Here is a 22,893-nt window from a genome sequence, read left to right as displayed (position 1 = left end):
TTTTTGATGTTTTTCTTAATATTGCCGAATTTTTACTGAATAACGTAGATTTGAAACGTTCTCTTTCTCTAAAATATTTATTATTCTTTTTTTAATGGGTTCTAATTTTATAGGTTTTTTTATAAATCCAAGTGTTTTCTTTTGTATTAAAAGAATATCACAAGTGCATAAGTAATATTTATTTTCTGATTTTTCTATTTTAACTTTAATTGCATAGTCCTCGATTAGATCTTGGTCTTTTAGTATAGATAAGACACTTTCTTCTATTCTGTTTTCTATCGCTGTTGAGAGATCTTTTATTTCTTTATCTGTTAGATCGTTATCAAACTCGAAGGTGTCTTTTATTAGCGTTTCTATAAAGTTTTCATCTGGATCCTTAATACCAAGTTGTTTTAAAAGCTCTTCTCTTGTTAAGTTCTCAATTTCCTCAATTTTTCGTTCTGTTTTAATTTTTTGGGTTTTAATTTTTGGAATGGTATCTATAACATCATATGTATTAATTATTTCTATTTCGTTTTTGTTTATCTCCATTAGATCTTCTATAATTTGTTCTATACTTTCCTCGGGGATTATTGCCTCAACTTTTATAGCGTTTTTTAATGCTATTGTTTCGTAAACCTGTCCCCTATATTCAACTTTAATTTTTTTATTTTCACTTGATTTTATTTCATAAACTATGTGTTCATCTAACAACGCATATTTTTTTAAAATTTTTAAACACTGGAATAGCTTTTCCCCCTCTAAGATTATCTCGATCATTTTCATTTTTCTTCACCGTAAATTTTTCCGTTTTTATTTAAAACTTCAAGTAGGCAGTGTTAACAAGGAAGGAATATTCCTTCCGTAGTATGATGGTATAAAATATATAAAGTTTTCTAATAACGCCATTTAAAAATATATAAATCAAAAATTAAATAATAAATAAAAAATCAAAATTAGATAAGTTTTAAATAGGGAAATTGTAAACTTTTAAACTGTATATTTCATATATATTTAGTTAACTTACAAAATATTTGAAAAAAATAAACCTATAAAAAATAAAAAATGCATTTAAGCAAATAGTTAATAAATTAAGTTAATAAATTATGGATAATCGTAAAGTAGATAATTGTAGTATATTAAATATTAAGAAATATAGATCAAAAAGCAAATTTGAGTGTGAATATTAAACATATGTGTAAAAAATATAGAAATGAATATATAAAAATGAATACACATATAAATAGGATGAGATAGAATATTCTTAGTGATAAAAACTAAAAATAAAGCATACCTTATATAAGAGTATAAAAATGTAGAAATGTATAAAATAATAGAATTACATATAAACAATAAATAATAAATAATATAACATATGTCATTATTTAAAATAGTGCATCCGATCATAAACAATAAATAAAAGTAAAATTATTAAAATATAAACAAAGTTAATTAAATTAATATAAGTCGATATAAAACTATAAAATTAAAGAACATTAAAAAGCGTGAGACCATGTCGATCTTCAACGTGCTTGGAAAAAAGGGGACTATTGAAATATTATACAAGATTAAAGAGGGTGTTAACTCTTTTACCAGTATAAAAAACGCGTTAGATATGGAAGGTTATGGCGTAAGCACTCGAACTTTGGCTGAGAGATTAAATGAGTTGGAAGAAGAGAATTTAATACAAAAAGATGGAAATAAATATTATTTAACCAAAAAAGGCCATGAAGCAATAGAAATCATTGAAAATATTATGAAGTGGGAGGCAAAATGGAAAGAGGCAAAGATTCCAAAGATTATAATTGGAATGCTTGGAGATAAAGAAAGATAATAAATAATCATACCATAAAAATAATCATAATTAATGTTAAAATATAAATAATACTTATTATGCAAGATACGTAAATAAACTTACAGTTGAAAAATCCAAAATAAAATAAAAATCATTGAACCGAGATTTTTAGTAGGTAAGGTATATAATATTATCATAAATTAGGTGAACTAATATGAAAGTAATCACATTTTCAATAGCAAAAGGAGGGACTGGAAAAACAATAATTACTGCAAATGTTGCAGCAGCTCTTGCTACGCAGGAAAAAAAAGTCCTGCTAATAGATGGGGATATTGGCTCAAAATCATTATCCCATCTGTTAAATGTAAAAACAAATATATTTTTAGCGGATGTTATAGAAGAAAACCGCCCAATTACTGATGCAATTGTAAAAACACCAATTACAAATATAGATCTACTTTCTGTTGGAAAATCTCTCGCTGATTATTTAAAATTCGATATAAACGTATTAAAAAGATTTAAAGACCTTGGAAATTATGATTATGTGTTTGTTGATGCTCCTTCAACATCAACAGGGGTTGAAACATACTTAGCATTAGGACTTTCCGACTATTTCATTCCGGTCTTGGATTACACTGCCTTTGGACCAAGTTTGCAGGGCGCAATAAACACAATAGTAATCGGAAAGAACTATTTGGAAAGTATTCCAGCAGGTTTCGTTATAAATAAGTCAGATGATCTCCCAGAGGGGGTTATAAATGATATTAAAAAGATATTGGGAATAGAATGTTTATCTGTGGTGCATAAGAATTCACTTGTTGAACAATCCTATGCAAAAAAGGAGATTGTTTATTTAACATCATCAGATAGAAAATTTGCAGACGAAATTAACAGAATTGTTAAAGCATTGGAAAATCTAAAAGAAGTTAAAGAGAGAAATATTCCAAAAGTGATAGAAAAAATAAAAGAAAGCACACTTCTATAAATATACAATATAATAGTATAATATATAAAAAATAAAAACCAAAAATAAAATGGATTGTTAATCTTCTCCTTTTTTGTTATTTACTATCATAACCTCAACAATAGATTTTAGTATTTCCTTCTGCTCATCTTCCGAAGGAATTCTGACGTTATATTTCTCCAACAACTCCCTGTTTATATTAGACGTTTGAGTGGATCTATATTTTACTTCCTCGTCAATATAACTTCTTAAAAGTTTTCCTCTCAACTCTTTTGCATTTTTTAAAAAACATTTACTTGTTTCTATCATCAATATTACAAAAAACGCACCTATTATGGTCATGATTATTCTCTCCTTTATAAACTCAGGAATTACCGCAATGTAATCCTTAGCTGGAATATGCAAATATACAATTCCTAAAATTGATCCATAAAGATGATCAACCATAACAGATGAAAAAGACAATACAGTTGCCCCAACAACAACTTCTTCAAAGTTTTTACTAAACAACATCTTGCTAACTTTATCTCTAAGAAGAAGTATTAAGATTAAAGCCAATATTGTAAGGAAAGGATGATAGAACACTTCCCTTCCAACATCTGTGGAGTAAAACAGTATAAGCCCCACTATCAAGATAAGTGCAGAATATTTCCACTTTCCTTCACATAATGCCCCAGCAGCAATAACTGATAAAATTGGAGGAATTAATGAATATATCCCAAAATAAAATGCTTTTGGATTTAAAATAAAGTATGTAAGATCGACAAGAAAGATTGCAAGAAATCCGTATATGGGTCCAAGTAAAAGACCACAAACTGCCGATAAACTTGGATATGCGTTTATTGTATGATCAGACCCCACCATTTTGAATCTGAGAAATGGGATAAAGATAAATAGGAACATAACCATTCCTATAAACATAAGGTAGAGCATTTTTTCGTCTTTTCTAAGGAGTTTAAAAATTTCCATGGTATCCCAGCAAAATATTTAAAATATCAAATTTCAAGATTTAACAGAAACTTTTTCTTTTTATTTTTTTAATTTGAAACGATATAAATAACTTACTGTTTTTATAATTAATGTTTATAATATCCCTTTTATCTTAAATATGCATGGTAAATAAAATAAAAAATAGAATCTGAATTAATTACTAATATTAAACGTCTCTCCAACCTTCAAATTGCTTATTCTTATTATTTTATCAGTACTCATATTTTCAGAAGAGAGGTCTACATAGGATCCATTACTTAACACAATGATCCAATGAGTATTTCCGAATTTTTCATAAGTTATGATCTCTTTGATAACAACACTTTTAGATTTTTTAACGCTCTTTCCAAGTATAAATGCTTTATAACTCTCAGTTGAATTAAATATTTTAACTTCTCCAGTATCGACGTCAACTAAAACGATCTTTGAAACACCCCCTCCGGATTTTGGAATTATCACATACCTCCAATACAACTTATTTCCCACAAATATTGGGAGTGGCTCAACGATCTCAAACTTGTCCCAATCATAAGTTGGAAGTGCCTTTTGAACATAGTCCATGCCTTTGATTGGTCCTATCTTCGGTTCATTAAATTTACACTCCTCCACCTTTCCAGCCATACTTATTATAAATATCTTTGAGATACCATAAGCCCTCCCATATGGCTCCACAGCAAAAATCCAATACGGTTTATTATTTACCATAATTAAATATGGCTGTTTGTTCCCATCAGCATCTACGAGTTCTATTTCATTCTCATGTTTTAGCCATAAATTTAGAATATTTTCAATAGTTGAGTTTTTCCAGTAGTTTTGTGATTCAATAATTCTTTTTGCTAAACTTTCAGGAAATATTACACAACTGCCAAATTTTTTTAATGCTGATTCTTTTGAATAGTATCTCATATTTCCATCTTCGTCAATAACAACAATTCCGCTCCAATAGGGTGTCGTATAAAACAGGTGGAATTTATACTTTATCTGTGGAACTATTGTATAGATATGGTTATTTTCAACAACAACTCTCGGTTTTCCATAGTCGGCAAAATAATCAAATCTATAAAGCTTCCAGTATAAGTTATCAGTGATCAACTGCCCGGGAGTGTATTCGATCCTTTTTTCTTTTCTTATAATTATTCTTTCAGTGGTGTTAGCAGGAATTAAAAATACTCCTCTTGATTTCAATATGATCCTATTAAACAGCCCATCCGGTTCTAAATAAGAAAACCAAAACATCGAATTGTTGAAGGTAGTTATATGAACCTCTCCAATCGTGTATCTTGGATACTCTAATGAAGAGATCATATATGTTTCAGCCACTTTTTTAGGTAAGACCCTTAAATATCCTCCATTTCTAAAATCCAGTTTTTGAAAATCTTTAATATTATTTGGAATATGTTCTTTTTGTAGTGTTGTTAATGAGCATGCATTTGTGTAGTAAAGTAGTGGAGATAAAATTATTGAAATGATTAAGATCGCTGTTGCAGTGTGTTTAAGTGCCTCCAAGGATCTATTTTTATAGGCCCAAACCACTACTATCAAAGCAAAAATAGCAAAAACTTCAATTATTATGGGGTTTGCATAAAAGAACATTGCAAACGGATGCAATACAGGAGCGATTGCATATATTAAGATCAGTAGTAGAATGATAATAATGGCTTGATATATTTTTTTCTTTAAGTTCATAAATATCTCCTCCAATTCATTAAAGGTTATTGTTATCCGATATATAGTATTTTATTTATTTCTGTTTTTGTATGAAAGGTTTTCCATGATACTTCCTATCTCTGTATTTCTACATCAAATTCTCTTTTTTAACATTGTCGAATATAATTTTCTTTAGACTTTCGAGTTTTTTCTTTCCAGTTCTCAAACTTTTCTTGATATTTATTGTAAATATCTTCTTTTACTTAATTCTTCTTTCTTCAAATCTTCAAGTTCTTTTTTTTATTTTTAGAGATTGGAATTTATAAATAGTAAGGACAGCCAACATTAAAAAATAAAAAATATTGTTGAATCCTAAACATCATTATATATTCAATTTAAAAAATAAAGGAATAAATAAAAATAAAATTAAAAACTAAATTATAGCAAATGAGGAGGAACTATATCCTTAGCAATTAAATCAGCATACGTCTCCCTCTCCCTAATTAAGAACACTCCTTTTTTGCTTGTTAAAATCATCCTTGGCCTCCCTCTTGCGTTGTAGTTGTTAGCCATACTAATTCCATAAGCACCAACATCAAATATAGCCAATATATCCCCAACTTCTGGTTTATCAAGTTCTCTATCTCTACCAAAAACATCACTACTCTCACATAAACCTCCTGCTATACTTACTTTTTCTTTTTCATCTTTAACTTTACAGTTTATTATGTGGTGATATGCCTCATACATTGCCGGTCTCATCATATCGTTCATCCCTGCATCGATCATAACCCACTTTGTTATAGGTGTTTCTTTTATGTGATGAACTCTTCCCAATAGATAGCCGGCAGTTGCTACCAAACTTCTTCCTGGCTCTAAAATTAAGTTTGGCATCTCAACCTTGTCTTTATATTCAAGGAGGGTGTTTATTATCGCATCGGCTAAGTCCTTCTGAGTTGGAATTTGCTTATCTTTCTCATAAGGAATTCCTAAACCTCCACCTAAATTAACATCTTCAATCTCTATTCCTTCTTTTTTTAACTCAACAACGAAATCCATAACCTTTCTTGCCTCTTCAATAAACGGGCTTATATCTGTTAATTGAGAACCAATATGGCAGTGAACTCCAACAACATTCACATGCTCCATCTCAGTTGCCATTTTTATTGCTTTCAAAGCTACCCCTGATTCAACATCCAAGCCAAACTTATTCTTCTTTAAACCAGTTGAGATCTTTGGATGTGTCTTTGGGTTAACGTTGGGGTTTATTCTAAATGCTATATTTGCTGTTTCTCCTAACTCTTTTGCTGTTTCATTGATTAGAATTAATTCGCTTATACTATCAACGTTGAAAGATCTTATCTTTGTCTCAATTCCCATTATGATCTCTTCCTTAGTTTTACAGTTTCCGTTAAATACAATTTTCCTTGAAGGGACATTTGATAACTTTGCTATATACAACTCTCCTCCACTAACAACATCTGCTCCACAGCCAAGTTTAGATAATAATCTCGTTATGGCTAAATTTGCATTTGCCTTATATGCATAGGCAACAACAAACTCTTTCCCTGTCTCTTCTTCCCATCTTTTAAATGCTTCAATGTATTTGTTGTAGTTTATCTTTATTTGCTCTTCTGACATTACATATAGAGGAGTTCCAAACTTCTCAGCTAACTCAACTGCATCATACCCATCTATAAAAAATCTTCCGTCTTTTATTTCAACTGTATCGTTTCCTAAAAATTTCATTAACATCACCAAAGGCAATTTTTAACCCTTATTAAATTTTTAAATTTTAATACGTGGGAATTTTTAGGTTTACTTCCTATTCTCTTTATAATATGGTATTTTTAGATAGAGTAGTATAGCTTCTTTTGATATTGCTTAATTATCCAAATTTAAATTATACTATAAATTTTTAATCAATTATAATAATTTAAAATAATAATATTGAATATTAAGTTATTAATCAGTAGTCATTGATCATTATACTTAAACATTTGCATTTGTATTTAACTCTCATCAAGACACTTAACTTCATCTATGAGCATAGCAACATACGAATCCATTTTCATCCTTCTTATCTATTCTAACAAATCCAAACCTCTCAAACTGAATAATATCATCAACCTCTACCTTAGCAAAGTCCTTTTCAGCAAAGCCCTCCTTTGTCTCACCATTAGGCATTAAAACCTTAACTTTAATGCTACCCTTTACAGGAATCCAGTGTATAATCTTAGCTTTATTTTTTCTTGCTATTTTAAAGTCATCTGAGTGATATTTTGCTAATGCAATATCATCAACCTTCTCAACAACTATATTAAATAGTTCCATCAGCCGATACATCTTATTCTCCTCCAACTCATCTCCAACAACATAAACCTCTCCATCAAATATTAACTCCCTCTCTCCAAAATCAGGCCTATCTGGATGCATTCTAAGCTTTAAGACCTTTTTCTCAGCTCCTTCGATAATAAGTTTCTTCGGATTCCAGACAAAGAAGAATCTCCTTGCATCTTTATCTATAAGCTCCTTGTTTATAGCGTATAAATTCTCCCAAGAAAACTTAACATCTGCCTGTTTAATCCCAATTCTTTTCATTATCTCATATATTGCCTCAGCTTTAATGCCTCTTCTTCTTAAAGCCCTTAAAGTTCCTAACCTAACATCATCCCATCCAGTATAAAGCCCTTCTTTAATTCCCTTATACATTGATGAAGTGCTTAAAACAATATCCTCTATCTTCAAAATCCCATAGTGGATGAAGTTAGGCATTTCCCAACCAAAGTATTTGTAAATATAAGCTTGCTTCTCAGTATTTACAATGTGGTCTTTTCCTCTCAAAACATGGGTCATGCCTAATAGATAATCATCAACTGGCACAGAAAAGTTCATTAAAGGATAAACGCAGTATTTATCTCCAGTTCTTGGGTGTGGAGTTTTTTCAATCCTAAATATTGGAAAGTCCCTAATTGATGGGTTTTTATGCTTTATGTCTGTTTTTAATCTGACAGCTACATTTTCAAGCTCTCCATTGAGCATCTTTTCCCAGAGTTCTAAGTTATCCTCAATATCTCTATCTCTACACTTACAAGGAATTCCTTTATTTCTCAATTCCCTAAATTCTTCTGGATTGCAGTCGCAAACATATGCCTTTCCCATTTCAATCAATTTTCTACCATATTCATAATAAATTTCCATTCTATCTGATTGTATAACAACCTCATCAACTTTAACTCCCAACCATTCCAAGTCCTCTTTAATCATGTCATATGCCTCTGGTAGAACTCTCTTTGGGTCTGTATCTTCCAATCTTAAAATTAATTTTCCACCATACTTTTTAACAAAGTAATCGTTTAGAACAGCAGCTCTTGCATGTCCTATATGTAGAGGCCCTGAAGGGTTAGGAGCAAATCTCATAACAACCTTATCTTTAACATTTGGTAATTCCAAATCCCTATCTTTTTTTCTTTTTTCTTTATCTTTGGAGTCATCCCCTATCTCTTCCAGCTTTTTCTTAATATCTTCTAATGAGAGTTTATTAACTTCTTCAACAACTTTTTCAATAATAGGCAATAGTTCTTTTGCTTTACTTCTATATTCTGGATTCTCTGATAAAAATATTCCTAAAACTGCCTTTGGATTTGCCTTTCCATTATATTTGATGGCATTTCTTAATGCAATTGGTAAAATCTTCTCTTCCATGTTTTCACCATATATAACCATTAACTTTAAAAACCTTAATTGATTATTAGGAAAAGGATACTTAAAGTTATAGGTAGATATGCAATTTTAAAAAGTTTAAACCATCTTCTTCATCTCATAAAAATGTGATAGTAAAAAGTTAAATATGTAAATACTCATTTCAAGAAATTAACGGATTAAGTTGTATAAAAAACATCATATTAAAATAAACGTGTTAAGACGAATTAAAATAAATAGGAACAAACCCAAGATAAAATGCAAAGAAATAAAGAAACCTAATATAATAAAATCAACCAAAATATTATTACGGTGGATATTGATGGAGAGCATTAAAAAAGTAATGGTTTTTGGTTCTGGACCGATAGTTATTGGACAAGCGGCAGAGTTCGATTTTTCTGGCTCTCAGGCGTGTAAGGCCTTGAAGGAAGAGGGAATTTACACTATTTTAGTGAATTCAAACCCTGCAACTATTCAGACAGATACGGACATGGCGGATAAGGTTTATTTAGAGCCATTACATCCTAAAATCGTTGAAAAGATCATTGAGAAGGAGAGACCAGATGCTATTTTACCAACAATGGGAGGACAAACAGGGCTTAACTTAGCTTTGGAACTGCATAGAAGAGGAGTTTTAGATAAATATGGAATAAAACTTCTTGGTTCAAATATAAAAACCATTGAGATAGCTGAGGATAGAGAGCTTTTTGCTGAGGCAATGGCAGAGATCAATGAAGCAGTTACAAAGTGTAAGGCAGTAAATTCAGTTGATGAAGCAGTTGAGTTTGCTGAGGAAATTGGCTATCCAGTTATTGTAAGGCCTGCATTTACCTTAGGGGGAACAGGAGGAGGAATAGCTCACAATAAAGAGGAGTTAATAGATATTACCTCAAAAGGATTAAAATATTCTATAATCAACCAAGTTTTAATTGATGAGAGTGTTTTAGGATGGAAGGAGTTTGAGCTTGAGGTTATGAGAGATAGAAAAGATACTTGTATAATTGTCTGTGGTATGGAAAACATCGATCCCATGGGAATACATACTGGAGAGAGTATTGTTGTTTCTCCAATCCAAACACTTCCAGATGAGTTTTATCAAAAGCTAAGAAACGCTGCTATAAAGATTATAAGACATTTAGGAATTGAGGGAGGTTGTAATATACAATTTGCTGTAAATAAGGAGATGACTGAATATAGAGTTATTGAAGTGAATCCAAGGGTTTCAAGAAGCTCTGCCTTGGCAAGTAAAGCAACTGGATATCCAATAGCAAGAATTGCTGCTAAAATAGCCATTGGTAAGACATTGGATGAGATATTAAATGATGTTACAAAGGAAACACCGGCAAGCTTTGAGCCAACACTGGATTATGTTGTTGTAAAAATTCCAAGATGGCCATTTGATAAGTTTAAAACAGTTGATAAAAAATTAGGGACAAGTATGAAGTCCACTGGAGAGGTTATGGCAATCGGCAGGGGACTTGAAGAGGCATTACAAAAGGCAATTAGAAGTTTAGACATTGGAAGATTTGGATTAATTGGAGATGGAAAAGATAAAGATTATAGCGATGAAGAGATAGAGGAGATATTAAAGAATCCAACAGATGAACGGCTGTTTGTTATTGCTAAGGCGTTAGAGAAGGGTTGGAGTGTTGAGAAAATAGCTGATATAACAGATATTGACGAATTTTTCATTAAGAAGATTAAGAATATTGTAGATATGAAGAAAGAATTGGAGGGATTAAAAGAGAGTATTAAGGACTTGTAGGGCAAATACTAAAAGGTGGATTGAATTATGAAAATTAGATACGACCCAAAATCAGATATTCTTTACATATTGATTAAAGAAGGAGAAATTGAGGATACTGATGAGATTGATGAAGATGTTTGGATAGAGTATGATAAAGATGGAAATATAGTGGGTATTGAATTATGGAATGCGGGTGAAAAAGTAATTAGCAATATTCTAAAAGAAATTAAAAACTTAGATAAAGCAAAAATTGCTTAGAAAACCTTGTCTAAGATTAAGGAGATATTGAAAAAGCATAAGAAAGAACTTAAAGGGAGATATAGAGTTGGATATATCTCTATATTTGGCTCTTATGCAAGAGGAGAACAAACTGAAAAGAGCGATATTGATATTATAGTTGAGTTTGATGAAAACAATTATCCTTCATTTTCAGAGTATTTAGAGTTAATTAAATATTTAGAAAAGATTTTAGGATTAAAAGTTGATTTAATAACTAAAAACTCAATTCATAATCCTTATATAAAAAAATCTATTGAGGAGGATTTAATTTATGTCTAAGAGGGATGTTAAAGCATTCCTATATGATATCTTAGAGAGTGCTAATGATGTTATTGAATTTACCAAAGATATTGATTATAATGAATTCATAAGCAATAAAATGGTAAGATACGCTGTTATTAGAGCTTTAGAAATTATTGGAGAGGCATCAAGATATATTAGCAAAGATTTTAGGGAGAAATATCCAAATGTCCCATGGAAAGAGACAGTAGGATTGGGGAACATTCCAATTAATAAATATTTATATCCTTCTTTGGACGATAGTTAAATAAGATGTTCCTAAAATAAAGAAAGAAGTTGAGATGGTTTTAAAAGACATTGAAAATGAAAAATAAGGTGATTATATGGATATGGAAAAATTAAAGGAAATTTTATTAAAAGCAAAAAAATTAGGATTCTCTGATAAGCAGATTGCTAATTTATTAGGAATGGATGAGATAGAAGTTAGGGACTTGAGAAAGAAACTCAACATTATCCCATTGTATAAAATGGTAGATACCTGTGCTGCTGAATTTGAGGCAAAAACTCCATACTATTACTCTGCCTATGAGACGTTTGTTTATAAGGAGCAGGATGAGAGCAATCCTTCCGATAGAAAGAAAGTTATAATCATTGGTTCTGGACCTATAAGAATTGGACAAGGGATAGAATTTGATTATTCAAGTGTTCATGCTGTCTTAGCTTTAAAAGAGATGGGAATTGAAGCAATAATTGTAAATAACAACCCGGAGACGGTTTCAACCGACTATGATACCTCAGACAAGCTTTATTTTGAACCGATAACATTTGAGGATGTGTTAAATATTGCTGAGAGAGAGAAGGAGAGAGGAGAGTTATTGGGAGTTATAGTTCAATTTGGTGGGCAGACAGCAATAAACTTAGCTATGAAGTTGAAAAAGGCAGGAGTTAATATCTTAGGAACTACTCCAGAGAATATAAATGCTGCTGAGGATAGAGAAGAGTTTTCAAAGCTTTTAAAGAAGTTAAATATTCCTCAGGCAGAAGGAGGGACTGCATTTACAAAGGAAGAGGCATTAAAAATAGCTAAAAGAATTGGTTACCCTGTTTTAGTTAGACCTTCCTATGTTTTGGGAGGAAGGGCTATGCAGATCGTATATAGTGAGGAGGAGTTAATTGAGTATATGGAAGAGGCAGTTAGAGTTTCAGAAGAGCATCCTGTATTAATTGACAAGTTTTTGGAGGATGCCATTGAGTTAGATGTTGATGCTGTTTGTGATGGGGAGAGTGTTTTAATTGGAGCTATAATGGAGCATATTGAAGAGGCAGGAGTGCATAGCGGGGACTCAGCAACAGTTATTCCTCCTCAAACTTTACCAAAGGAGATAATCGATACAGTTATAGATTACACTGCAAAATTGGCAAGGGCTTTAAACATAGTAGGGCTTTTAAACGTGCAGTATGCAGTTAAAGATGGAGTTGTTTATGTCTTAGAGGCAAACCCAAGGGCTTCAAGAACTGTTCCTTATGTAAGTAAATCAGTTGGAATTCCACTGGCTAAGTTAGCCACAAAGATTATGCTTGGTAAGAAGTTGGAGGAGTTGATTAATGACTATGATGTTGAAAAAGTTGCTGAGAAGGTTTGGATTGCTAAGCCGAAGTATGTGTCGATAAAAGAATCGGTCTTTCCGTTTTTGAAACTACCGGGAGTTGATCCTGTTTTAGGACCAGAGATGAAATCCACAGGAGAAGCGATTGGAATTGATAAGGACTTTGGAAAAGCATACTACAAAGCCCAGTTATCTGCAAATATGGAGTTGCCGATTTTTGGAAACGTCTTTATAAGTGTTAGGGATAAAGACAAAAAACAGATTGTAGATGTTGCTAAAAAACTTCATGAGCTTGGGTTTACAATATATGCAACAGAAGGAACTGCAAAAGTTTTGAGAGAGAATAATATTCCTGCAATACTTGTTAAAAAAATATCTGAGAGCCCAAATGATAATGTTATAAAGTTGATGAGGGATGGAAAGATACACTTAATAATAAACACTTCCTCTGGAAAGAAGGCAAAGTCAGACGGGTATTATATAAGAAGAGCGGCAGTAGATTTAGGTATTCCTTATATAACAACAATTCCAGGAGCAAAAGCTACTGTAAAAGCAATAGAAGCAGTTAAAAATGGAGAATTAGATGTTTATTCATTAGATGAACTTGATGCCAGTATAAAAAATAGATTTTAGATATATAAAATATGAAAAATAAATGTTTTAAAAGAATGGTCATCATTAAAAAGTATTAACTCTCCCTTCAACAATCATTTTTTGAACTTCCATGATGTTATCTAACCATTTATTGGCTATTTCTTTTGCCTTTGGCTCAATATCTTTTATATCATAGCCGTTTTCAGTTATTATTTCAATATCCAATGCTCTTGGTTCATTGATTGGTTTACCAATTTGGCTTAATATTCTAACATAGCATTCTTTAACCCCTTCCAATTTGGCAATATCATTTGCTATTAAATTGGCTAAGATATTGTAGATTTTACCAACGTGATTTACAGGGTTTTTACCACTTGCTGCTTCCATACTCATAGGTCTGAATGGTGTTATCAACCCGTTGACTCTGTTTCCTCTACCAACTGAACCATCATCTCCCATCTCTGCAGAGGTTCCGGTAACTGTTAAATAAACACTCTCTCTATCGTAATCATCTGCCGTGTTTATATTTATCTCAACATCATATCCGTTAGCTATTTTTTTAGCCAAGCTTTCAACTTTTTCTTTGACCTTTTTTATAACTTCTTTATATTCTTCAACATTTCTCACATGTTTGTCTATAACTGCCATTGCAATCGTTAGAGTTATTTTATTTCCTTCCCTCAAACCCATAACTTTTATATCTTCTCCAACGGCGGGGATTTCATTCTTTAATTTATCGCTATTTAAAAATTTCTCTGTCTCTAAAACCAATTTTTCTGTTGTTGAAAGAGGAGCATAGCCAACACCAAAGGATGTGTCATTAGCCAGTGGCACTTCATTTTTCTGTCTTTCGAAGACATCAACTAAGTCCATACTTCCCTGTCCTATTCTACAATCGACAATAATATCTTTATCAACATCAACATTTCTTAAAACCTTTTTTAGATACTCCTTAGCTGCTTTAACGGCAGTGGTTCCAACCGGCAACTTCACAATTTTGTTATTGTTTTTATCAACGATCTCCATTGTGGCTCTTCCAGAGAGTAAAATATATATTGGGTTTACCATCTCTCCTCCGCCGAATTTAGGGTATGCATGTCCACCTACGAGTTCAACTTGATCCGTGTTGTGGTGTAAAATAGTTCCAAATTCTTCAATGTACATCTTACATAATGCCCTACTAACGCTTTCTGCTATTCCATCACAAATCGAGTCAGGATGCCCCAATCCTTTTCTTTCTACGATTTCGACGGGTCTTTCTTCTATTGGCTCGACATTCAATTTTTTTACAATTATATTTCTCATTCGTATCACCATCTTGTCCTTAATACTAAAAAATCAGTAAGTAAAAAAGATAAGAAAATTTTTTATATTTAAAGTTAACCTTTCTGTTTGAGTATAGAAAATAGCATATTAAGTTCTGGTTTTTCTAATGTTAACTTAAATAATTATTTGGTTCATTTTTTTATTTTTCAGCTTTGACAGTTTTGTGGTGTTTTATGTCCTTTCCTATTTCAAAATATTGTAAGTTTCTAAACTTGCATTTAAACATCTGAAAAAATCATCAAGCGTTGATTTTAATGATCCTATTGTGTTTGTTTTTATTATTAGTGTTGAAGTGTTATTTTCACATTTTAGAATTATTTTAAAGTTTCCCTTAGTGTAGTTATCTACTTCCATACTTTTACAAACTTCTTTCGGAATTCTAAGTTGCAATTTTGCCGATACATTCATGATCAGTCCCCAACACACTTTTATAATTAAATATGTATATAAATCGATTATTATACCCATAAAAATAAAAATTTAGAGTTCTTGGTAAATTTTGGTGCGCCGGCCGGGATTTGAACCCGGGTCGCTGGCTTGGAAGGCCAGAGTGATACCAGGCTACACCACCGGCGCATATCCAAATCAAGCACTGACTAATTAAAGCCAGTGGTGCGGCCTCCGGGATTTGAACCCGGGGTCCGGGCGTGGCAGGCCCGTGTGTTACCAGGCTACACCAAGGCCGCTCAACCGAAGGCAAAAATAACATACGTAGAACTACTATAAATACTTTTTGGTTTTTTGTCTCCAAATATTCAATTGGCTTAACAACCTTAGAAAATAATTTTTATACTTTAATGTATTCTATTAAAATGTAGGGAGAGTTCTCTCACTTATGAGACAGGTAGCATCACTTACTTGGTGATTATCATGGATCTTGGAACTACAAAATATATAATTCATGCAGAACTTATTGCTGATGGGTATGTGGAAAAGCACGATATAATTGGAGCGATCTTTGGACAGACGGAAGGATTATTAGGGGATGAATTAGACCTCAGAGAGTTGCAAAAAACAGGACGAGTCGGAAGAATTGATGTGGAATTATCGAATATAAATGGAAAATCAATAGCAAAAATAACAGTTCCTTCAAGTTTAGATAGGATTGAAACATCAATACTTGCAGCAACTTTGGAGACAATAGATCGGGTTGGGCCGTGTGTGGCTACTGTAAAAGTTATTGATATTGAGGATATAAGAAAGAAGAAGAGGGACTATATTGTTGATAGAGCAAAAGAGATCTTAAAACAACTTATGAACAATATTGATATAAATACAATTGTTGAAGAAGTTAAAGAGAGCGTAAGAATGGGGGAGATAATTGAATACGGTCCTGAAAAGCTCCCTGCTGGACCAGCAGTTGATACCTCTGATGATATAATTGTTGTTGAGGGACGAGCAGATGTTTTAAACCTATTAAGGTGTGGAATCAAGAATGTTATAGCTGTTGAAGGGACATCAGTCCCAAAGACAATAATAGATCTCAGTAAGAAAAAGATAATAACTGTTTTTACAGATGGAGATAGAGGAGGAGAACTAATTTTGAAAGAACTACTTCAAGTTTGTGATGTTGATTTTGTAGCAAGGGCTCCTCAGGGTAGGGAGGTTGAAGAACTATCTAAGAAAGAGATTATGAAGTGTTTAAGAAGTAAAGTTCCAGTTGAACATGTTTTACCACAGATTACAAAAGATTTAAAAGAAGGATATAAATTAGAAACTAAATTAGAAAAAACTTGTAAGATAGATAAAATAGACAAGGTAGAAGATAAATTATGCAAAGAGGCAATTAAAACAAGTATTTCTGAAATTTTAAATGAGAAATGTGATGAGATACATCCTTTACTTAAAAAGTATAAAAAGTTCTATGAGAAATTTGAAACGTTAAATGAATCAGAACTGCTTATAATTTGTGGAGATAACGAAGAGAAGATCAGTATTGAAGAACTATCCAGTAAAATTGATGATTATGAGAATATAGACGCTATTATTGTAAAAGGAGATATAAACCAAAAGATGGTAGATAATTTATACGAAAAAACAAATTTAATTTTTTGTAATGATGCAAACATTATAAAAAAGCCAGCCAACCTATCACTAATTATATTCGGTGATTTAAATGCACAAAGATGAGTTGATTCAACTGCATCAACTTCTGATATATTTAAGAAAATACATTGAAAAAAACTATAAATGTAATAATAGCGAGTTTAAAGAGTATGATGAGTTGAATATTTATCCGCATCACATTCATAGAACAAAAGCAGAGCATATTTACGCGATATTCCTCCTTTCGAGTATTATTGCAAAGATATTATCTGATAATGGAAAGATTCCAAGAAGTGTTTCAAATTTGTTAAGGGTAAGTGGAGAAAAAATAAAAAAAGAAATTCAGAGAAAAAGATGCAAAATAAAAAACATAAACACAAAACTAATTGAAGAGAACTAATGGTAATATGCAATACTACAATAATAAAGAGAGGATCGATAGGATGATAATGTTTGCACTTCCAAACAAGGGAAGGATTTCTGAGCCGGTTATGGATGTTTTAGAGAAGGCAGGGTTAAAGATTACGGTTAAAGGGAGAAGTTTATTTGCAAATACCGTGGATAAAGATATTAAGGTAATGTTTGCGAGAGCGAGAGATATTCCCGAGTTTGTGGCTGATGGTGTTGCGGATATAGGAGTTACTGGTTATGATCTGGTTTTGGAAAGAAATGTTGAGGATAAGGTTGATATACTTTTGGATTTTGGGTTTGGATTTGCAAAATTGGTCTTAGCTGCTCCTGAAAACTCTAATATAAACAGTGTTGAAGATATAAAAGAAGGAATGCGAGTAGCTACAGAATTTCCAAATTTAACAAAAAAATACTTTGATAAGTTAAATAAAAAAGTTGAGATTATAGAGCTTAGTGGAGCAACTGAGATCGCTCCTTTTATTGGAATAGCTGATTTGATTAGTGATTTAACCTCTACAGGGACAACTTTAAAATTAAATCGTCTAAAAGTGATTGATGAAATTGTCTCATCAACTACTCGGCTAATTGCAAATAAAAAAAGTTTAGAAAATGAAAAAAAGAAAGAGAAAATAAATCAGATAGTCCTTGCAATAAAGAGTGCATTATTTGCTGAAACAAAAAGATTAATTATGATGAATGCTCCAAAGGATAAGGTTGAAGAGATTAAAAAACTTATACCTGGAATGGCAGGACCAACGGTCTCAAAAGTGCTGTCAAACGATGAGATGGTGGCAATACATGCAGTTGTAAATGAGGATGAAATATTTTCATTAGTACCAAAACTTCATGATTTGGGAGCGAGAGATATACTCGTTGTTCCGATTGAGAGAATCTTATAAACTCCAAAACCTTTATATATTAAAAGTCGATAAGTTGATATACTCATTCTAAACCACGATGACAACTATGGGTTAAGATAATAAACCCATAGGAGTGGGCAATTCCCTCCGGATTGCCCTCAATTTTTAAAAAGATGAAGGAGGTAGAAAATATGGCAGTTTATGTAAAATTTAAAGTTCCAGAAGAAATTCAAAAAGAGTTATTAGATGCAATTGCAAAAGCACAAAAAATTAAAAAAGGAGCTAACGAAGTTACAAAGGCAGTTGAAAGAGGAATTGCAAAATTAGTAATCATCGCTGAAGATGTTAAACCAGAAGAAGTCGTTGCTCATCTTCCATACTTATGTGAAGAGAAAGGAATTCCATACGCTTATGTGGCTTCAAAACAGGACTTAGGAAAAGCTGCTGGGTTGGAAGTTGCTACATCAGCAGTTGCAATTGTTAAAGAAGGAGATGCTGATGAGTTAAAGGCATTAATTGAAAAAATAAATGCTTTAAAAGAATAAAATTATTTATTCTATCTTATAATTTAACTCTTTTTTAGAACTAAAACTCTTAACATTTAATTTTAATATATTTAGGTGAGAAGATGGAGGATGAATTTGTTTATAAAGAGGCAGTTGCTGCCGAAGTTATAGAGGTTATTGGTAGAACAGGAGTTACAGGAGGAATTATTCAAGTTAGGTGCAAGATCTTAGGTGGAAAAGACACTGGAAGGGTTTTAGTTAGGAACGTTAAAGGTCCTGTTAAAGTTGGAGACATCATAATGCTAAGAGAAACAGAGAGAGAAGCAAGACCATTAGACAGAAGAAGATAATTATAAACATTTTAAATGTATAAATAATTACAATTTTAAATGAGGGATGGATATGCCAGAATGGAAGAAATGTAGCTTCTGCGGTTATGAAATTGAACCAGGAAAAGGGAAAATAGTTGTAGAAAAAGACGGAACTGTGTTGTATTTCTGTTCATCAAAATGTGAAAAAAGCTACAAAATGGGGAGAAATCCAAGGAAGTTAAAGTGGACAAAAATCTATCAAGATATAAAAGCTGAAATGAAAAAAGCTTAAATAAATATTCCCTATGTTTTTATGATTTTTTTAATTATTTTTGGAAATCTTTTTTGAATCTAAATCCCTTTATCTTAACAAGTTTAATGTTAAACAATATTTTAAATATTAATCATAAATTTAGATGTGAAAATATAGTTTTTTTAATAAAAATAAAGAATTATAAAACAAAAACATAAAAACAACAATAAATTACAAGAAACTCAAATTTGGTGATCATTTTGAAATTTGTAGATCTATTTTGTGGTTGTGGAGGATTTTCAAGGGGATTTGTTGAAGAAGGTTTTAAACCTCTCGTGTCTGTTGAGTTAAATGAAGATGCAGCTTTCTCTTATGCATTAAATTTTAATGGGCAGATATATGAAAAAATAAAATACGATGAATATAGATTAAAAGAATTAAAAGGTTATGTTGGAGTTTACTCATTTAAGTGTCCCTTTGACGAAGAAAGTTTAAGATGGTTAAGAGAGTTGGGAACTCTAAACCAAACAACCGAAAAATTATCTCCAATAATTATAAACGATGATATAAGAGAGATTCATTCATTGGATATAAAAAAATTCGCAAAAAATAAAAAAATAGACGTTGTTATCGGAGGGCCCCCATGTGAGGGTTATACAGGAGCGAATCCAAAAAGAGAGAAGAATCCCTACAATAGATTATATAGAGATGACGTGGGGAGATTAGTTTTAGAGTATATAAGGATCGTTGGGGACTTACAACCGAAAATTTTTGTTATGGAGAATGTTCCTGGAATTAAAGATGTTAAAGGAGAGATAATAAAAGAGTTTAGAGATGTAGGATACGAGGATGTGTATTTTAACACTCTCAGAGCTGAGGATTATGGAAATCCCTCTGTAAGAAGAAGAGTATTTGTTTCAAATATCGAAATATGTCCCGAAAAGTCGGAAAGAAAGAACGTCATTGAAGCAATAGGAGATCTGATGTATAAGGGAAGGGATGTTCCAAATCATGAGTTCTCAGCCCTTCCTTCGAGATTTAGAAAAAAAGTTCATAAATTAGGTTGGGGAGATGCGTTTATATACTTTAAAGGAGCAAATAGGAGATTAGGAAATTATATACGTTTACATCCTCTAAAACTTTCAGATACCGTCATGGGAAAGCGATTTTTCATTCATCCATATGAAGATCGACTATTAACGGTAAGAGAACAGGCAAGATTGATGAGTTATCCTGATTATCATCTCTTCGCTGGAGGTATAAGAAGCTGTTATAATCAAATTGGAGAAAGTGTTCCTCCGATATTAAGTAGAGTTATAGCAGAAGAGGTTAAAAAGAGCCTATAAGAGGCGTTGATTAGCTTCGCTAATCAACGCATCCATTTTGATGAATGGAAAGCTTTGCTTTCCAGCTATGAAAATCTTTGATTTTCATTTAAGCTTTTACTAAAAGGTTCGGTAGGGAGTGAAGCCTTCTATGGAATTCAGATCATTTTGTAGGATGAAAACAATTCTTGAAAAACTAAATTCAGTTAGAATACTATATAACAATACTTTTCTTAATTTGGTTTTTTACGATAGTTGTGGAAAATTTCAATGTCTTTTCTATACAAAAATAATGAAATTCCAAATAATATTATTGAAATGATAATTAAGAATATTCCAATAGTGGCATTATTACTACGTATATGTATGATGTTTAATAAGAAATACATCCAAATAATAAATATTAAAGATATTACAATAAAAAATACAGCATAGATCATAATATATTCAAAAATATAAATATGTGGGATAACCTCACATAGATTATTGGATAATTTTTCCAATTTATCTAAATATTTTTTAAAAATAAACATTGTTATTATTAAGGTTAAGTATATATAGTCATATCTAATTAAAATACAATTTAAAAAATCTTTTGAAACATAAAGATGTTTTTTTAGTATTAAAACTATAAAAACATTCGATTTTGTTAATAAAATATTTCCAATAGATATGAAGATAATTACTATGAAAATTACATCCCCAGGTAAACTACGTATAAATGATAGCAATATTCCTATTATAAAAATTGAAAGTAAAATGGGTATATTTACATCCCAACTGTTAATTTTTATATACGAGTTTACATCAATTGTTTTGAAATAATAAATTATACTTAAAAAACTTATATTAAATAAATTACAAAATAATATAAATATCAATATGACAGATAACAATACAACAAACCCCCTAATAATTTTTATGATCGTCATCTTATCATCTCAATGATAATTCTCATTATATTGTTAATGTCTTCACTTTCAGTATTCCAGAGGATTGTTGTTATACCATATTTTCTAAATTCTTTATGAATACTTCTTTTCATTAAATTTATGAGTTTTGAAGTATTTTTATCAAAAGCTCCGTAGAAATTGATGTCAAATATTATGATTGGCATCTTTTTTCTCTTATTGTAAATTTTATAAATGAATGTTAGTCCCTCCCTTATATCATCAATATCCTTCTCATATAAATTGGTGATATAGATAATTAATGGTGAATTTTGCAAAATGATATTTTCATTTGATTTTAAGGATTTGTAAAAGCCATTTGGTTTAATATCCTTATTAACTGGATTTTTATTATCTTTCTTATTTTCATTATGTTTATCATCACTTTCAACAATATAATCAATGAGTGGATTAACAATTCCGGAATCATTATCATAATTTTTACCATAACCATGTCTTGAAATTGCTAAAACTTCATCAACAATTCTAATAAATTGTTTTTTTCCAGTTGAGGGTAATATTAATTTATCAATACCAATAAAATAAACCCCAACATTGTAGTTTTTCTTTGTGAAATATGATGACAAAGACACTAAAAGGGACATAGCATATTTAAACGGATTTTCAAAAATATTTCCTATAAACATCTTACTGCCAACATCAACAAATATCATTATGGTTTTTTTACCTTCCTTCTCATACTCATTTGCTAAGAGTTTGTTTGCCTTTGCTGATGCCTTCCAATTTATAAACTTTACTGGTTCTCCTTCCCTATATTCCCTTATTTCTTTAAAGTCAGTTGATGAGACACCTTTTGATATGTCTATTGAGGGCAGGGGAATTTTTGAATAAATCTTTGAAGGATTTAGTCGTCTTGGAATAGTGACATATGGCATAACTCTGATTTTTAACTCATTTCCTAAATCATCAACAAAGCCATTTATGTTTAAAAAGTGATTAGATAGAATTTTGCTCTTCTCAATTTTGTAAGTTCCAATATTTGCACACCTAACTTTGTATGAAAACTCTTTTTCCAATTTTCCAAGACCTTTAAAGAAAGCAGTTACATTTTTTCCTTCAACAAGAATAAAGTCCTCTGGCAATCTATCCTTTACTAAAACAAGTCCAATACCTCTCTTTATCTTAATTTTTGTTTTTAGTTCTACAATATCTCCAACCATCACCGTGTTTTTTGATATGGTTTTTTCTATCTCTATATCCTTTGGAGGACTTATGGAGATTCCAAGAGCTAAAACAAACAATGGAAGTATTCCAACAAGATAAATGTCCCTAACTAAAAATATAAGCCCAATCACAAATAAAATTCCAAACAACAATATTAGAAAGTTTATCATCTTATC

23 protein-coding genes and 2 tRNA genes are annotated in these 22,893 nt (G+C 31.2%); 14 read left to right on the top strand and 11 right to left on the bottom strand.

Annotation, left to right across the window (positions count from 1 at the left end):
* Nucleotides 1-15: 15 nt before the first annotated feature.
* Nucleotides 16-765, bottom strand: coding sequence for a DUF2226 domain-containing protein (locus METVU_RS06665; RefSeq protein WP_015733428.1), 750 nt, complete (start codon nucleotides 763-765; stop codon nucleotides 16-18).
* A 727-nt stretch (nucleotides 766-1,492) separates the two neighbouring features.
* Here METVU_RS06665 and METVU_RS06660 point away from each other — a divergent pair.
* A complete protein-coding gene (locus tag METVU_RS06660; protein ID WP_015733427.1) occupies nucleotides 1,493-1,813 on the top strand; it encodes a winged helix-turn-helix transcriptional regulator in 321 nt (106 codons plus the stop codon).
* A gap of 175 nt (nucleotides 1,814-1,988) precedes the next feature.
* Nucleotides 1,989-2,759 carry a ParA family protein gene (locus METVU_RS06655; RefSeq protein WP_015733426.1) on the top strand — a complete coding sequence of 257 codons (771 nt, stop codon included), beginning with the start codon at nucleotides 1,989-1,991 and terminating at the stop codon, nucleotides 2,757-2,759.
* A gap of 57 nt (nucleotides 2,760-2,816) precedes the next feature.
* Here the strand turns inward: METVU_RS06655 and METVU_RS06650 are convergent, their stop codons facing one another.
* From METVU_RS06650 to gltX, 4 genes are all read right to left on the bottom strand, one after another.
* Nucleotides 2,817-3,707, bottom strand: a complete 891-nt coding sequence (locus METVU_RS06650; protein ID WP_015733425.1) for a hypothetical protein — start codon at nucleotides 3,705-3,707, stop codon at nucleotides 2,817-2,819.
* A 174-nt stretch (nucleotides 3,708-3,881) separates the two neighbouring features.
* Nucleotides 3,882-5,414 carry a hypothetical protein gene (locus METVU_RS06645; protein WP_015733424.1) on the bottom strand — a complete coding sequence of 511 codons (1,533 nt, stop codon included), beginning with the start codon at nucleotides 5,412-5,414 and terminating at the stop codon, nucleotides 3,882-3,884.
* Between the two features lie 399 nt (nucleotides 5,415-5,813).
* Nucleotides 5,814-7,124, bottom strand: a complete 1,311-nt coding sequence (lysA, locus tag METVU_RS06640; protein WP_048196897.1) for a diaminopimelate decarboxylase — start codon at nucleotides 7,122-7,124, stop codon at nucleotides 5,814-5,816.
* A 288-nt stretch (nucleotides 7,125-7,412) separates the two neighbouring features.
* Entirely contained in the window at nucleotides 7,413-9,080 is a 1,668-nt protein-coding gene (gene gltX / locus METVU_RS06635; RefSeq protein ID WP_048196895.1) for a glutamate--tRNA ligase, read from the bottom strand.
* Between the two features lie 319 nt (nucleotides 9,081-9,399).
* On the opposite strand from gltX, the gene carB (METVU_RS06630) reads away from it, so the two are divergent.
* From carB (METVU_RS06630) to carB (METVU_RS06610), 5 genes are all read left to right on the top strand, one after another.
* A complete protein-coding gene (carB, locus tag METVU_RS06630; RefSeq protein ID WP_015733421.1) occupies nucleotides 9,400-10,842 on the top strand; it encodes a carbamoyl-phosphate synthase large subunit in 1,443 nt (480 codons plus the stop codon).
* Between the two features lie 27 nt (nucleotides 10,843-10,869).
* Entirely contained in the window at nucleotides 10,870-11,082 is a 213-nt protein-coding gene (locus METVU_RS06625; RefSeq protein ID WP_015733420.1) for a DUF2283 domain-containing protein, read from the top strand.
* Between the two features lie 6 nt (nucleotides 11,083-11,088).
* Entirely contained in the window at nucleotides 11,089-11,382 is a 294-nt protein-coding gene (locus METVU_RS06620; protein ID WP_048196893.1) for a nucleotidyltransferase family protein, read from the top strand.
* Nucleotides 11,375-11,650: a HepT-like ribonuclease domain-containing protein gene (locus METVU_RS06615; protein WP_015733418.1), complete on the top strand. Its 276-nt coding sequence runs from the start codon at nucleotides 11,375-11,377 to the stop codon at nucleotides 11,648-11,650. The genes METVU_RS06620 and METVU_RS06615 overlap by 8 nt, the downstream gene beginning before the upstream one ends.
* Nucleotides 11,651-11,726: 76 nt before the next feature.
* The gene (gene carB / locus METVU_RS06610) at nucleotides 11,727-13,583 is read left to right on the top strand and encodes a carbamoyl-phosphate synthase large subunit (protein ID WP_015733417.1); all 1,857 of its coding nucleotides are present in this window, start codon (nucleotides 11,727-11,729) and stop codon (nucleotides 13,581-13,583) included.
* Nucleotides 13,584-13,628: 45 nt separating this feature from the next.
* Here the strand turns inward: carB (METVU_RS06610) and METVU_RS06605 are convergent, their stop codons facing one another.
* The 4 genes from METVU_RS06605 to METVU_RS06590 all read right to left on the bottom strand — a co-directional run bounded on the left by METVU_RS06605 (nucleotide 13,629) and on the right by METVU_RS06590 (nucleotide 15,556).
* Nucleotides 13,629-14,849, bottom strand: a complete 1,221-nt coding sequence (locus tag METVU_RS06605; protein ID WP_048196891.1) for a methionine adenosyltransferase — start codon at nucleotides 14,847-14,849, stop codon at nucleotides 13,629-13,631.
* A gap of 204 nt (nucleotides 14,850-15,053) precedes the next feature.
* On the bottom strand, nucleotides 15,054-15,278 hold the full coding sequence (locus tag METVU_RS06600; RefSeq protein ID WP_048196889.1) for a KEOPS complex subunit Pcc1: 225 nt from the start codon (nucleotides 15,276-15,278) through the stop codon (nucleotides 15,054-15,056).
* 92 nt (nucleotides 15,279-15,370) lie between these two features.
* Nucleotides 15,371-15,446, bottom strand: a tRNA-Gly gene (locus METVU_RS06595).
* A gap of 34 nt (nucleotides 15,447-15,480) precedes the next feature.
* Nucleotides 15,481-15,556, bottom strand: a tRNA-Gly gene (locus METVU_RS06590).
* Nucleotides 15,557-15,740: 184 nt separating this feature from the next.
* Between METVU_RS06590 and dnaG the strand changes: the two genes are divergently transcribed.
* From dnaG to METVU_RS06555, 7 genes are all read left to right on the top strand, one after another.
* Complete coding sequence (dnaG, locus tag METVU_RS06585; RefSeq protein ID WP_015733414.1) at nucleotides 15,741-17,000, top strand: DNA primase DnaG; 1,260 nt, start codon at nucleotides 15,741-15,743, stop codon at nucleotides 16,998-17,000.
* Nucleotides 16,987-17,316, top strand: a complete 330-nt coding sequence (locus tag METVU_RS06580; protein WP_015733413.1) for a UPF0058 family protein — start codon at nucleotides 16,987-16,989, stop codon at nucleotides 17,314-17,316. The genes dnaG and METVU_RS06580 overlap by 14 nt, the downstream gene beginning before the upstream one ends.
* 43 nt (nucleotides 17,317-17,359) lie before the next feature.
* The gene (hisG, locus tag METVU_RS06575; protein ID WP_015733412.1) at nucleotides 17,360-18,226 is read left to right on the top strand and encodes an ATP phosphoribosyltransferase; all 867 of its coding nucleotides are present in this window, start codon (nucleotides 17,360-17,362) and stop codon (nucleotides 18,224-18,226) included.
* Nucleotides 18,227-18,378: 152 nt separating this feature from the next.
* Nucleotides 18,379-18,732: a 50S ribosomal protein L7Ae gene (rpl7ae, locus tag METVU_RS06570; RefSeq protein WP_015733411.1), complete on the top strand. Its 354-nt coding sequence runs from the start codon at nucleotides 18,379-18,381 to the stop codon at nucleotides 18,730-18,732.
* Between the two features lie 83 nt (nucleotides 18,733-18,815).
* A complete protein-coding gene (locus tag METVU_RS06565; RefSeq protein ID WP_012980426.1) occupies nucleotides 18,816-19,043 on the top strand; it encodes a 30S ribosomal protein S28e in 228 nt (75 codons plus the stop codon).
* 52 nt (nucleotides 19,044-19,095) lie between these two features.
* Complete coding sequence (locus METVU_RS06560) at nucleotides 19,096-19,296, top strand: 50S ribosomal protein L24e (protein WP_015733410.1); 201 nt, start codon at nucleotides 19,096-19,098, stop codon at nucleotides 19,294-19,296.
* 221 nt (nucleotides 19,297-19,517) lie between these two features.
* Entirely contained in the window at nucleotides 19,518-20,603 is a 1,086-nt protein-coding gene (locus METVU_RS06555; RefSeq protein WP_048196887.1) for a DNA cytosine methyltransferase, read from the top strand.
* Nucleotides 20,604-20,815: 212 nt separating this feature from the next.
* Here METVU_RS06555 and METVU_RS06550 read toward each other — a convergent pair whose 3' ends face one another.
* Nucleotides 20,816-21,514 carry a hypothetical protein gene (locus METVU_RS06550; protein ID WP_015733408.1) on the bottom strand — a complete coding sequence of 233 codons (699 nt, stop codon included), beginning with the start codon at nucleotides 21,512-21,514 and terminating at the stop codon, nucleotides 20,816-20,818.
* Nucleotides 21,511-22,887, bottom strand: a complete 1,377-nt coding sequence (locus tag METVU_RS08825; protein WP_015733407.1) for a DUF58 domain-containing protein — start codon at nucleotides 22,885-22,887, stop codon at nucleotides 21,511-21,513. Before METVU_RS08825 ends, METVU_RS06550 begins: the two co-directional genes overlap by 4 nt.
* Between the last annotated feature and the right edge of the window lie 6 nt (nucleotides 22,888-22,893).

Origin of the sequence: Methanocaldococcus vulcanius M7 (assembly GCF_000024625.1) — an archaeon.
Lineage (GTDB): Archaea > AGJL01 > Methanococci > Methanococcales > Methanocaldococcaceae > Methanocaldococcus > Methanocaldococcus vulcanius.
This window is presented reverse-complemented; position numbering and strand designations above follow the sequence as displayed.

What these genes read in the sequence shown, in the direction of transcription:
- METVU_RS06665 (WP_015733428.1), bottom strand. Translation starts at nt 765, where the DNA reads ATGAAAATGATCGAGATAATCTTAGAGGGGGAAAAGCTATTCCAGTGT.
- METVU_RS06660 (WP_015733427.1), top strand. Translation starts at nt 1,493, where the DNA reads ATGTCGATCTTCAACGTGCTTGGAAAAAAGGGGACTATTGAAATATTA.
- METVU_RS06655 (WP_015733426.1), top strand. Translation starts at nt 1,989, where the DNA reads ATGAAAGTAATCACATTTTCAATAGCAAAAGGAGGGACTGGAAAAACA.
- METVU_RS06650 (WP_015733425.1), bottom strand. Translation starts at nt 3,707, where the DNA reads ATGGAAATTTTTAAACTCCTTAGAAAAGACGAAAAAATGCTCTACCTT.
- METVU_RS06645 (WP_015733424.1), bottom strand. Translation starts at nt 5,414, where the DNA reads ATGAACTTAAAGAAAAAAATATATCAAGCCATTATTATCATTCTACTA.
- lysA (WP_048196897.1), bottom strand. Translation starts at nt 7,124, where the DNA reads ATGAAATTTTTAGGAAACGATACAGTTGAAATAAAAGACGGAAGATTT.
- gltX (WP_048196895.1), bottom strand. Translation starts at nt 9,080, where the DNA reads ATGGAAGAGAAGATTTTACCAATTGCATTAAGAAATGCCATCAAATAT.
- carB (WP_015733421.1), top strand. Translation starts at nt 9,400, where the DNA reads ATGGAGAGCATTAAAAAAGTAATGGTTTTTGGTTCTGGACCGATAGTT.
- METVU_RS06625 (WP_015733420.1), top strand. Translation starts at nt 10,870, where the DNA reads ATGAAAATTAGATACGACCCAAAATCAGATATTCTTTACATATTGATT.
- METVU_RS06615 (WP_015733418.1), top strand. Translation starts at nt 11,375, where the DNA reads ATGTCTAAGAGGGATGTTAAAGCATTCCTATATGATATCTTAGAGAGT.
- carB (WP_015733417.1), top strand. Translation starts at nt 11,727, where the DNA reads ATGGATATGGAAAAATTAAAGGAAATTTTATTAAAAGCAAAAAAATTA.
- METVU_RS06605 (WP_048196891.1), bottom strand. Translation starts at nt 14,849, where the DNA reads ATGAGAAATATAATTGTAAAAAAATTGAATGTCGAGCCAATAGAAGAA.
- METVU_RS06600 (WP_048196889.1), bottom strand. Translation starts at nt 15,278, where the DNA reads ATGAATGTATCGGCAAAATTGCAACTTAGAATTCCGAAAGAAGTTTGT.
- dnaG (WP_015733414.1), top strand. Translation starts at nt 15,741, where the DNA reads ATGGATCTTGGAACTACAAAATATATAATTCATGCAGAACTTATTGCT.
- METVU_RS06580 (WP_015733413.1), top strand. Translation starts at nt 16,987, where the DNA reads ATGCACAAAGATGAGTTGATTCAACTGCATCAACTTCTGATATATTTA.
- hisG (WP_015733412.1), top strand. Translation starts at nt 17,360, where the DNA reads ATGATAATGTTTGCACTTCCAAACAAGGGAAGGATTTCTGAGCCGGTT.
- rpl7ae (WP_015733411.1), top strand. Translation starts at nt 18,379, where the DNA reads ATGGCAGTTTATGTAAAATTTAAAGTTCCAGAAGAAATTCAAAAAGAG.
- METVU_RS06565 (WP_012980426.1), top strand. Translation starts at nt 18,816, where the DNA reads ATGGAGGATGAATTTGTTTATAAAGAGGCAGTTGCTGCCGAAGTTATA.
- METVU_RS06560 (WP_015733410.1), top strand. Translation starts at nt 19,096, where the DNA reads ATGCCAGAATGGAAGAAATGTAGCTTCTGCGGTTATGAAATTGAACCA.
- METVU_RS06550 (WP_015733408.1), bottom strand. Translation starts at nt 21,514, where the DNA reads ATGACGATCATAAAAATTATTAGGGGGTTTGTTGTATTGTTATCTGTC.
- METVU_RS08825 (WP_015733407.1), bottom strand. Translation starts at nt 22,887, where the DNA reads ATGATAAACTTTCTAATATTGTTGTTTGGAATTTTATTTGTGATTGGG.